The sequence below is a fragment of the Ruficoccus amylovorans genome (genome assembly GCF_014230085.1).
Lineage (GTDB): Bacteria > Verrucomicrobiota > Verrucomicrobiia > Opitutales > Cerasicoccaceae > Ruficoccus > Ruficoccus amylovorans.
Genome location: NZ_JACHVB010000052.1, coordinates 177,511 through 187,659, shown reverse-complemented (window position 1 = coordinate 187,659; position 10,149 = coordinate 177,511). Strand labels below are relative to the sequence as shown.

10 protein-coding genes and 1 tRNA gene are annotated in these 10,149 nt (G+C 59.9%); 9 read left to right on the top strand and 2 right to left on the bottom strand.

Features of this window, described 5'->3' with window-relative positions; translation table 11 throughout:
• Nucleotides 1-11 precede the first annotated feature (11 nt).
• Nucleotides 12-1,091, bottom strand: a complete 1,080-nt coding sequence (locus H5P28_RS16380) for an IS630 family transposase (protein ID WP_185673674.1) — start codon at nt 1,089-1,091, stop codon at nt 12-14.
• 90 nt (nt 1,092-1,181) lie between these two features.
• Between H5P28_RS16380 and H5P28_RS16375 the strand changes: the two genes are divergently transcribed.
• Nucleotides 1,182-1,841: an IS1595 family transposase gene (locus H5P28_RS16375; protein WP_185676771.1), complete on the top strand. Its 660-nt coding sequence runs from the start codon at nt 1,182-1,184 to the stop codon at nt 1,839-1,841.
• Between the two features lie 143 nt (nt 1,842-1,984).
• Here the strand turns inward: H5P28_RS16375 and H5P28_RS16370 are convergent.
• Nucleotides 1,985-2,074: transfer RNA gene (locus H5P28_RS16370), tRNA-Ser, on the bottom strand.
• A 200-nt stretch (nt 2,075-2,274) separates the two neighbouring features.
• On the opposite strand from H5P28_RS16370, the gene nuoB reads away from it, so the two are divergent.
• From nuoB to H5P28_RS16330, 8 genes are read left to right on the top strand one after another with little or no spacing between them, the layout of a single operon-like run.
• Nucleotides 2,275-2,826, top strand: a complete 552-nt coding sequence (gene nuoB, locus H5P28_RS16365; RefSeq protein ID WP_185676770.1) for an NADH-quinone oxidoreductase subunit NuoB — start codon at nt 2,275-2,277, stop codon at nt 2,824-2,826.
• Nucleotides 2,826-3,452: an NADH-quinone oxidoreductase subunit C gene (locus H5P28_RS16360; protein WP_185676769.1), complete on the top strand. Its 627-nt coding sequence runs from the start codon at nt 2,826-2,828 to the stop codon at nt 3,450-3,452. The genes nuoB and H5P28_RS16360 overlap by 1 nt, the downstream gene beginning before the upstream one ends.
• 7 nt (nt 3,453-3,459) lie before the next feature.
• Entirely contained in the window at nt 3,460-4,701 is a 1,242-nt protein-coding gene (gene nuoD, locus H5P28_RS16355) for an NADH dehydrogenase (quinone) subunit D (RefSeq protein WP_185676768.1), read from the top strand.
• A 17-nt stretch (nt 4,702-4,718) separates the two neighbouring features.
• A complete protein-coding gene (locus H5P28_RS16350) occupies nt 4,719-5,255 on the top strand; it encodes an NADH-quinone oxidoreductase subunit NuoE family protein (protein ID WP_185676767.1) in 537 nt (178 codons plus the stop codon).
• Between the two features lie 18 nt (nt 5,256-5,273).
• Nucleotides 5,274-6,635 (top strand): NADH-quinone oxidoreductase subunit NuoF, encoded by a 1,362-nt coding sequence (gene nuoF, locus H5P28_RS16345; RefSeq protein ID WP_185676766.1) that lies wholly within the window; start codon nt 5,274-5,276, stop codon nt 6,633-6,635.
• A 13-nt stretch (nt 6,636-6,648) separates the two neighbouring features.
• Nucleotides 6,649-8,361, top strand: a complete 1,713-nt coding sequence (locus H5P28_RS16340; RefSeq protein WP_185676765.1) for an NADH-quinone oxidoreductase subunit G — start codon at nt 6,649-6,651, stop codon at nt 8,359-8,361.
• Between the two features lie 3 nt (nt 8,362-8,364).
• Nucleotides 8,365-9,537, top strand: coding sequence for a complex I subunit 1/NuoH family protein (locus tag H5P28_RS16335; RefSeq protein WP_185676764.1), 1,173 nt, complete (start codon nt 8,365-8,367; stop codon nt 9,535-9,537).
• A gap of 24 nt (nt 9,538-9,561) precedes the next feature.
• Complete coding sequence (locus tag H5P28_RS16330; protein ID WP_185676763.1) at nt 9,562-10,107, top strand: NuoI/complex I 23 kDa subunit family protein; 546 nt, start codon at nt 9,562-9,564, stop codon at nt 10,105-10,107.
• Nucleotides 10,108-10,149 lie beyond the last annotated feature (42 nt).

Here is a 10,149-nt window from a genome sequence, read left to right as displayed (position 1 = left end):
CTAGTGTTATGTTAGCTAAGTTTATTGCAAAATTGATTGATTTTCTGGAAAATCTCTTCCGGTGATGCGGTCCAGTTGAACGGTTTTGGATTTTGGTTATTTTCGTCGATGTATTCGAGTATGGCCTTTCGCAATTGAGGCAGGCTTGAGAAAGAACCTCTACGGATGATATCGAGGGTGATTTTGGCAAAGAAGCGTTCGACTTGATTAAGCCAGCTTGAGTGGGTTGGGATGAAGTGAAAGTGCCAGCGCGGATGAGCAACGAGCCAATCGCGCACCGCTTTGGTTTTGTGAGTAGCGTAGTTATCAACGATGATGTGCAGGTACAACTCTGCCTGGACGGTGGCGTCGATTTTGTTGAGGAAGGCCAGGAAGTCTTTTGAGGTGTGGCGCTTGCGGCACTGGGCCATGACCTGTCCGGTTTTGATATCGAGGGCGGCAAAGAGTGTGGTGGTGCCGTGGCGAAAGTAATCGTGAGTCTGTCGGGCAGGCACTCCGGGCATTAGGGGCAGGATCGGCTGGGAGCGTTCAAGTGCCTGGCACTGGCTTTTTTCGTCCACCGAGAGCACCAGGGCGTTGGCGGGCGGGCTGGTGTATAACCCGACCACGTCGCGTACCTTCTCGACAAAAAACGGATCGGTGGAGAGTTGAAAGGTCTCGCTGCGGTGCGGTTGCAGCCCAAAGGTACGCCAGATGACGCTGACGCGTTCGTTACTGATGCCTGCCCGCTGGGCCATAGAACGGGTGCTCCAATGCGTGGCGTTTTTGGGGGTAGTTTCCAGCGTCAACCGCAGGACCTCGGCCACTTTATCGTCACTGATGCGGCGTGGCGGACCGCCGCGCGGAGCATCTGTGAGCCCCTCGATGCCATGCTCAATAAAGCGTTTGCGCCACTTGCCTACGCTCACATGACTCAAGGCCACTTGCTTACTAACTGCCGTATCCGTAAGGCCCTCAGAGCTCAACAACACGGCCTTGGCGCGAGTCGCTATGCCCTGGGCACTCTTGCGCGCACGGCTCAAGCGCTCAAGCTCTGTGCGGTCCGAATCGTTCAAATCTATCGGCTCACTCGGGCGTCCTGGGCGTGGCATCAACACAACATGAACCATATGATAGTTTTAGCAAGAACTTAGCTAACACAACACTAGCTAAGGACGTAAAACCTTCTTAGTTTATCAGCAATGTATGAAAGAAAAAGCAGGCTCAGCTCTTACAAGCAGCAGCGATTGATTGAGCACTTTGTGGCAGGGACAACAGCACGTGCAGCCGCTGAGATCGTTGGCGTACATCGCAACACATCGATCAGCTTTTACATGCGCTTGCGACAGCTCATAGCTGGGAAGCTTCCCAGCTATGAGCTGTGCGGCGAAGTCGAGGCCGACGAGAGTTATTTCGGTGGCGCACGCAAGGGCAAGCGGGGCCGAGGTGCCGCAGGTAAAGTGGCTGTATTCGGCCTACTCAAGCGGGGTGGGAAGGTTTACACGGCGATTATCCCCAACTCGAAAACCGAAACGATCTTGCCGATCATCAAGCAGAAGGTTAAGCCAGACAGCATCGTTTACACCGATACCTTCCAGGCCTACAACGCCCTTGATGTTGGCGACTTCCACCACATGCGAATCAACCACTCAACCCTCTTTGCTGACAGACAAAACCATATCAACGGCATCGAGAACTTTTGGAACCAGGCCAAGCGCCACATGCGGCGCTTCAACGGCATCAAACCCGACAATTTCTATTGGTTTCTCAAGGAGTGTGAATGGCGCTTTAACGCAGGCAACCACAAACAGCTCCTCAGCCAGCTTAAACACTGGGTTCGAGACGCAGACAAACTCTCTTAGCTAGGTCAGCCCCTATTATTATTACGAGGCGTATTTCGTCGAACTGAAGGGTACGGGGGATTCAAAAGTGTCGTGGAGCAAGGCGTTCGCACTTCGTAACTTGCTAATAAAAAAGCCCTTCGGAGAAGGGCAGGACAGAAATTTGGCGGAGAGGGAGGGATTCGAACCCTCGGTGCAGTTACCCGCACACATCCTTTCCAGGGATGCACAATCGGCCACTCTGTCACCTCTCCATTCCGAAGAAGCGGGGAGTCAGTCATCGCGGCGGGGACGAGTCAATCCCAAAGCGAACAATTTCCCCAACTTGTTCAGGTGGCCTTGTGTGAACTATAAAATTGCCTTATGTTCAGGCTGTGTCTTGCTCAAGGCAGATAAAATTTTTAATTAGGTTTGATTCCGGGGGGAGTGCTCCCTAGGGAAGGAGGGGTTTTTTATGAGTTCGGAGGCTTCATACGGCTACAACAGCAAGGTAGAGGGGGAAGTCATCGTGTCCCGGTTGGATGCGGTGATTAACTGGGTACGCAAAAATTCGGTCTGGCCGATGCCCATGGGCCTTGCCTGCTGCGCGATTGAATTTATGGGAACGGCGGCGTCGCGATTCGACATCAGCCGTTTCGGCATGGAGGTGACACGTTTTTCCCCCCGGCAGGCGGACTGCATGCTGGTGGCCGGGACCGTCACTTATAAGATGGCCGAGGTCGTGCGCCGCATATACGACCAGATGCCCGAGCCCAAGTGGGTTGTCGCGATGGGGGCCTGTGCTTCCACCGGCGGGATGTACCGCTCGTACGCGGTGCTCCAGGGCGTGGACCGGATTGTGCCGGTGGACGTTTACGTCAGCGGCTGTCCTCCGCGCCCCGAAGCCCTGCTCGACGCCCTCATGAAATTACAGGATAAGATCTCGCACGAGCGTTCGGTCTCCAACCTGCTCAAGCGCGACATGCACCCGGCCCCCAAGGCCATCGCAACTTCGGCCTCCCACTGATGACGCCAGAAACACTGCTTCAAGACCTGCTCAAGCGCTTCGATTACGCCACCGAGCGGCCCAGCGCTGATGACCCGGCCATTCATGTGCCGACGGATAAATACGTCGAAATCTGCCGCCTCCTGCGCGACGAGATGCATTTCGACCTCATGACCGACTCCACCGGCGTGGACTGGGGGCAGGAGGCGAGCCCGCGCTTCAGCGTGCTGGCCCAGCTCTTTTCCACCCGGGACAAGCTTTATGTGCGCGTCGTCACGGACTGCGTCGGCGATGAGAACCCCGAAGTCCCCAGCCTGACTGGCCTCTTCGGTATCGCCAACTGGATGGAGCGCGAGACCTACGACATGCTGGGTATTAAATTTACCGGCCACCCGGACCTGCGGCGCATCCTCATGTGGGACAGCTATCCGTACTTTCCTCTGCGTAAGGAGTTTCCGCTGGCGGGGATCGAGACCGAATTTCCCGCTGCCGACGTGGCCCAGGCCGCGCCTGGTGCCAAAGTGATCGCCGCTCCCCAGATGGGCGGACCCTTCCACTCGCCCCAGAGCGGGGAAATGTCCGACCGCGAACCCCGGGCCGCCGACCAGAGCTGGACCGAACAGAAGGAGAAGCCCTCCGAGAGCTGAACCTACCATGCCGACCCAAATTAAAGAAATTGCCGTGGGCGACGTCGCCCGCCGGACCGCCGACCAGGAAGACGATTTTCAGGGCGAAACCATGTCGCTGAACATGGGGCCCTCGCACCCGGCTACGCACGGGGTGCTGCGGCTCAAGCTCGAACTCGACGGCGACTATATCCTCAGTTGCGACCCGGTCATCGGCTACCTGCACCGCGGGGACGAAAAGATCGCCGAGAACATGACCTACAACCAGTTCGTGCCTTACACGGACCGGTTGGACTATCTCGCACCACTGTCGAACAACGTCTGCTACGCCATCGCGGTGGAGAAGCTGGCCGGGCTCCAGGTGCCGCCGCGCTGCGAGACGATCCGCCTCATCTGCTGCGAACTGGCCCGCCTGGCCTCGCACCTGCTCGGCGTGGGCGTTTACGGGATGGATACCGGAGCGATGACGGTCTTCCTCTATACCTTTACCCAGCGCGAAAAGCTCTACACGCTCTTTGAAGAGCTGACCGGAGCGCGCTTCACCAACAGTTACACCCGCATCGGCGGGCTGGCCCGGGACATCCCCGAGGGCTGGCTGGGTCGCGTGAACGAGTTTCTCAACCAGCTCGGACCGGCCATCGACGAGATCGACAACCTGCTGACGCGCAACAAGATTTTCCTCGACCGCACGAAGGACATTGGCGTCATCTCCAAGGAGGACGCGATCAGCTACGGCTTCACTGGGCCGAACCTGCGCGCATCCGGGGTGGATGTGGACTTGCGCCGCGACCGTCCGTACCTGGGCTACGAGAACTACGATTTTGAGACGCCCATCGGCTCGGTTGGTGACTGCTACGACCGCTACCTGGTGCGTCTGGTCGAGATGCGCGAGAGCGCGAAGATCGTCCGCCAGGCCATCGAAAAAATGCCCGACGGCCCCTGGTACGCCGAAGACGCCAAGAAGATTTTCAAGCCGATGAAGGACAAGGTGCTCACCAGCATGGAGGAGCTGATCCAGAACTTCATGATCGTGACTGAGGGGCCGCAGATCCCGGCCGGCGAGGTCTATTTCGAGGCTGAAAACCCGAAGGGCGCGCTCGGATTTTACATTTGCTCGAAGGGCGGCGGGGTGCCCTTCCGTCTGCGCATTCGCGGCGCCAGCTTCTGCTCGCTGAGCATCCTTCCCAAACTCCTGCCCGGCATGATGATGTCGGACATCCCCGTTGTTCTCGGCTCGTTCGACTTCGTCATGGGCGAGTGCGACCGCTAAACGATTTGCTATTCATCATGGACCTTGCGCCTGAAACTCTGCAAAAAATCGAATCGCTCTTTCCGAAGTACCCGGACAAGCGCAGCCTGACGCTGCCGCTGTGCCACTTGGTCCAGGAGGACCAGGGCTACCTCTCGGATGAGGCCATGAAGTGGATTGCCGCCAAGCTTGAGATCGAGCCCATGAAGGTGCTCGAAGTCGTCAGCTTCTACCCGATGTTCCGTCGCAAGCCCATCGGCAAGGTCCATGTAAAAGTCTGCCGCACGCTCTCGTGCGCGCTCAACGGCGCTTACAAGACCTGCGAAAAGCTGGAAGAAGCACTGGCCTGCAAGCGCGGGGGCACCTCCGAGGACGGCAACTACACGATTGAGTTTGTCGAGTGCATCGCCGACTGCGGAAAGGGGCCTGTCGTCCAGGTCGATGACCGCCTTTACGAGAACTGTGGTCCCGAGCAACTCGAAGAGCTGATCGCCCGCATCAAGGAGGCCGCATCCGCCGACCCCGTAACCGCCCGCACTGCGCCCGAACCGGGCACACCAGCCTATAAAGGTTAAACATTTCTACGTATAGTAATGGCCATTCAGGAACGCCGAATAATTTACAAGCACGTCGATGAGCCCGGCTACACCGCGGACATCGACTGCTACCTGCGCAATGGCGGCTACGAGGTGCTCAAGAAAGCGCTCCAGGCCAAGCCCGAGGATCTGTGCAAGGAAGTCTTCGACTCCGGGCTGACCGGGCGGGGTGGGGCAGGGTTCCCCACCGGCATGAAGTGGAAGTTCCTCGACCGCAAGTCCGGCAAGCCCATCTACCTCGTCTGCAACGCCGACGAATCCGAGCCGGGTACTTTCAAGGACCGCCAAATCATTTATCAGGACCCGCACCAGTTGATCGAGGGCATGGCAATTTCCGCCTACGCCATCCAGGCCAAGCAGGCCTTTATATATATCCGTGGCGAGTTTATCAACGGGGCGCGCATCCTGGAAACCGCCATTGAGGAGGCCCGCGCCAAGGGCTTCATCGGCGAGGACATCTGCGGCTCCGGCTACTCCTGCGACATCGTGGTCCACCGCGGCGCGGGGGCCTACATCTGCGGTGAGGAAACCGGCCTGATCGAGTCCCTCGAAGGCAAACGCGGCTACCCGCGCATCAAGCCCCCGTACTTCCCCGCCGTGCTCGGCCTGTACCAGTGCCCGACCATCGTCAACAACGTCGAAACCCTCTCGCAGGTGAAGCACATCATCGAGATGGGCGGGACGGAGTTCGCGAAGATCGGGGTCAAGGGCGACACCGGCACCCACATTTTCGGCGTCAGCGGCCACGTGCAGCGCCCCGGCTACTACGAGATCGAAGCCGGATCGGCCACCTTTGGCGAGCTTCTGTACGATCTGTGCGGCGGCCCGCTGCCGGGCCGCAAGTTCAAGGCGCTCATCCCCGGCGGTTCCTCGACCAAGATCCTTCGTTTCGGTGAACGCTTCACGGGAAAACACCCGAACACCGGCGAACCCTTTGACTGGGGCGTGGAAGACATCCCGCTCGACGCCATCAGCCTGCGCGCCTGCGGCACCTTTCTGGGGACCGGCGGCTCCATCGTCATGGACGACTCGACCGACATGATGGAGGTCATCGCCAACCTCATGGCCTTCTACGGCCACGAGAGCTGCGGCCAGTGTACGCCCTGCCGCGAAGGCTCCCTGTGGCTGAACAAGATGACGACCCGCATGACCTGCGGGCACGCCCGCCCCGAAGACGTGGATCTGATGAAAAACATCGCCGACCAGATCGAGGGCCGCACCATTTGCGCCCACGGTGAGGCCGTTGCCTGGCCGGTGCAGAGCCACTACAACAAATTCAAGGACGAGTACCTGGACAAGATCGCCCATCAGGGTGACGGTCGAGGCCGCTACAACCCGAACGGATACCCGCTGATCTAAGCGCTACTTTCCCATGTCAGAGAACGGACAGCCCAAATTGGTGACCATCAACATTGATGGCAAAGACTTCGAGGTTCCCGATGGGATGAACCTGGTGGATGCCTGCGAAAGCGTCGGCGTTGAAGTCCCGCATTACTGCTACCACCCGCACCTCTCGGTGTCGGGTAACTGCCGCATGTGCCTGGTGGAGATGGGGATGCCGATGCGCGACCGCGCCACCGGCGAGCCCATCATGGACGACGACACCGGCAAGCAGAAGATCGGCTGGATGCCCAAGCCCGCCATCGCCTGCGCCAGCAAGGCCACGCCCGGGGTCCACATCAAGACCCAGAGCGACCTGACCAAGAGCTGTCGCGAGGGCGTGATGGAGTTCCTCCTGGTCAACCACCCGCTGGATTGCCCGATCTGCGACCAGGCCGGCGAGTGCCGCCTGCAGGAGTTTGCCACCGACTACGGACGCGGGTTCAGCCGCTACGTGGAGGAGAAAAACGTCAAGCCCAAGCGCACCGTGCTGGGGCCGCGCGTCACCCTCGACGACGAGCGCTGCATCCTGTGCTCGCGCTGCGTGCGCTTCTGCTCCGAGATCGACAAGAACCCGGTTCTCGGCTTCACCGAGCGGGGCAGCCACAACACGCTGACTTGTTATCCCGGCACCCAGCTTGACAGCAATTACTCGCTCAACACCGTGGACATCTGCCCGGTGGGCGCGCTCACGAGCACGGATTTCCGTTTCAAGATGCGCGTGTGGTTCCTCAAACCGACCAAGTCCATCTGCACCGAGAGTAGCGCGGGCGTGAACACCGAGGTCTGGAGCCGCGAGGGCAAGCTTTACCGCGTGACTCCGCGCCGCAACGACGAGGTCAACGATACCTGGATGACCGACTCGGGCCGGATGCTTTACAAACTCGTCGAGGCCGAAGACCGCATGCAGCGCTTCCGCATCGACGGGCAGGTCGCCTCTCTGGGCAACGCTGTCCTGCGCGCCCGTGAGCTGATCCAGCTCGGTTCGGTCGCCTACGTCGCCTCGGGCCACCTCAGCGTCGAGGAGCAGGCCATGTTTGGCAAGCTCGTCGCCAAGGAGCCCGGCTCGGTCACGTTTGTCAGCCACGCGGAGGAGGGCGACGGACGCCTGATCACCAACGACCGCACGCCGAATGTGCGCGGCGGCCTCGTTACCGGGCTGATTAACGAGCTTCCCGTGGCTCAGTTGGATCAGCTCCGCGCCCAGCTCGAAGCCGGTGAGGTAGCGACCATTGTCAGCTATGGCGAGGATCTCGTCGCGGCGGGCATCCCGGCCGACCTGCTGAAAAAGGCGAATGTCGTTTACCTCGGCACGCACCGCAACGCCACCACCGACCTGGCCCGCGTGCTGCTGCCAACGCTGACGGTTTTCGAAAAGACCGGCACGTTTATCAACCAGCAGTTCCGCCTGCAGAAGTTCTACCAGGCCGTGCCTGGCCCGGCGGGGCTGATGCCGGACGTGTTCGTGCTCGACGCCCTTCTGGCCGAGTGTGCCGGGGGCGCGCCCTGCCGCCCCACGCTGGGGCAGATTTGGGAGCACCTGAACGAGACGGTGGACATCCTCAAGGACGTGAATTTCTCCAAGATTCCCGAAACCGGCCTTCTGCTCGACGGCTCGGCATACGCCGACCTGCCGTTCTGCGAAGGCCCCGGCTGGCACTACGAGCCCAAGGCCGAACTGGCGGCAGCCACCGCTAACCTTTAAGTCATGGACTGGATCGATATCATACTGAAAGTGATTTACGCCGTGCTGGTGGTTGTCGTCACCATGACGATTGCCGGTTACTCCGTCATGGCCGAGCGCAAGATCGCCAGTTGGATCCAGGGGCGTATCGGGCCTAACCGTGCGGCCATTCCGGGCATTTCGGACATCCCCGTGCTCGGGCGCGCGCTGGTCAAGCTGGGCATTTTTCAGCTCCCGGCTGACGGCCTGAAGTTCCTCTTCAAGGAGGAGCCCATGCCCGCCCACGTAAAAAAGATTTACTACGTGGTGGCTCCGTGCCTGTCGCTGATCCCGGCGCTGGTCACGGTCGTGGTGCTGCCTTTCGGGGTGTACTTCATCGACGGGCAGGCCAATCCGCTGGTCCTGGCCGATGTCGATATCGGCATCCTCTTCATCCTGGCTATCAGCTCGCTGAGCGTTTACGGCATCGTGCTGGGCGCCTGGGCCGGGAACAGTAAATACCCCTTCTACGGCGGTATCCGCTCCTCGGCGCAGATGATCTCCTACGAACTGGCCATGGGCATGAGCATCCTGCCGGTGCTGATGTGGGCCAACGGCCCCAACGGCGGGGTGGGCGGCCTTGGCGACCTGACGCTGTTCAATATCGTCACCGCCCAGCAGGACCTGTGGATGGCGTTCTGGATGCCGGTCCCGGCCTTCATTTACCTGACCGCGCTTTTCGCCGAAACCAACCGCCTGCCCTTCGACATGCCCGAGACCGAGACCGAACTGGTCGGCGGTTTCCACACCGAGTACGGCGGCTTCAAGTTCGGCCTGTACTTCACGGCGGAGTACGCCCACATGGTGGTCGGCTCGGCGGTGTTCACGCTGCTGTTCTTTGGTGGCTGGCAGTTCCTGCCAACCTTCGGCTTCCTGCCGGATTGGGTGGCCAACCCGTGGGCCTCGTGGGGCTGGATCGGCTCCGTCGTCAGCGTCATTTACTTCCTCGTCAAGATGTACGCCCTGATGGTTTTCTTCATCTGGGTGCGCTGGACGCTTCCGCGCTTCCGCTACGACCAGGTTATGACCATCGGATGGAAGTACCTCATTCCGCTGGCCCTCGTGTGCATCATCTTCTACGCGATTTTCATCGCCGCCTGGGATACTTTCGTGACGATCGACAACGCCCCCGCCATCATCGACCGGGCGCTTCCCTAATCACCCAGGAACTTCTCATCAGCCATGTCCAAAGTCGTCGAACGCAAACCGCTCACTTTCTTTGAGAAGACCTACCTGCCGCAAATCCTCGGCGGGCTCAGAATCACGTTAAAAAACTTCTTCAAGCCGAAGGTCACGCTCCAGTACCCGGAGGAACGCCCGCCGATCCCGGAGGGCTACCGTGGCGTGCCCACGCTGGTGAAGGACCCCAACGGCCGCGAAAAGTGCGTCTCGTGCCAGTTGTGCGAGTTCGTCTGCCCGCCGAAGGCCATACGCATCACCCCGGGCGAGATCCCCGAGGTCAGCGAGACCGCTCACGTGGAAAAGGCCCCGCAGGACTTCGAGATCAATATGCTGCGCTGCATCTACTGCGGCATGTGCCAGGAAGTCTGTCCGGAGGAGGCGATCTTCCTGCAGGATATTTATTCGCTGGTCGGCACCTCGCGCGAGGAGCTGGTTTACCACAAGCAGAAGCTTTACGAGCTGGGCGGTACGCTGCCCGATGAGCACTACAAGTGGGACAAGAAGAAAGAGGCCGCCGAACGCGCCGCCGCCGGAGGCCATCACTAGGACTAATTAACTGAATCTGAAGGGATTTTGACTTGAAAGGGC

What these genes read in the sequence shown, in the direction of transcription:
- H5P28_RS16380 (WP_185673674.1), bottom strand. Translation starts at nt 1,091, where the DNA reads ATGCCACGCCCAGGACGCCCGAGTGAGCCGATAGATTTGAACGATTCG.
- H5P28_RS16375 (WP_185676771.1), top strand. Translation starts at nt 1,182, where the DNA reads ATGTATGAAAGAAAAAGCAGGCTCAGCTCTTACAAGCAGCAGCGATTG.
- nuoB (WP_185676770.1), top strand. Translation starts at nt 2,275, where the DNA reads ATGAGTTCGGAGGCTTCATACGGCTACAACAGCAAGGTAGAGGGGGAA.
- H5P28_RS16360 (WP_185676769.1), top strand. Translation starts at nt 2,826, where the DNA reads ATGACGCCAGAAACACTGCTTCAAGACCTGCTCAAGCGCTTCGATTAC.
- nuoD (WP_185676768.1), top strand. Translation starts at nt 3,460, where the DNA reads ATGCCGACCCAAATTAAAGAAATTGCCGTGGGCGACGTCGCCCGCCGG.
- H5P28_RS16350 (WP_185676767.1), top strand. Translation starts at nt 4,719, where the DNA reads ATGGACCTTGCGCCTGAAACTCTGCAAAAAATCGAATCGCTCTTTCCG.
- nuoF (WP_185676766.1), top strand. Translation starts at nt 5,274, where the DNA reads ATGGCCATTCAGGAACGCCGAATAATTTACAAGCACGTCGATGAGCCC.
- H5P28_RS16340 (WP_185676765.1), top strand. Translation starts at nt 6,649, where the DNA reads ATGTCAGAGAACGGACAGCCCAAATTGGTGACCATCAACATTGATGGC.
- H5P28_RS16335 (WP_185676764.1), top strand. Translation starts at nt 8,365, where the DNA reads ATGGACTGGATCGATATCATACTGAAAGTGATTTACGCCGTGCTGGTG.
- H5P28_RS16330 (WP_185676763.1), top strand. Translation starts at nt 9,562, where the DNA reads ATGTCCAAAGTCGTCGAACGCAAACCGCTCACTTTCTTTGAGAAGACC.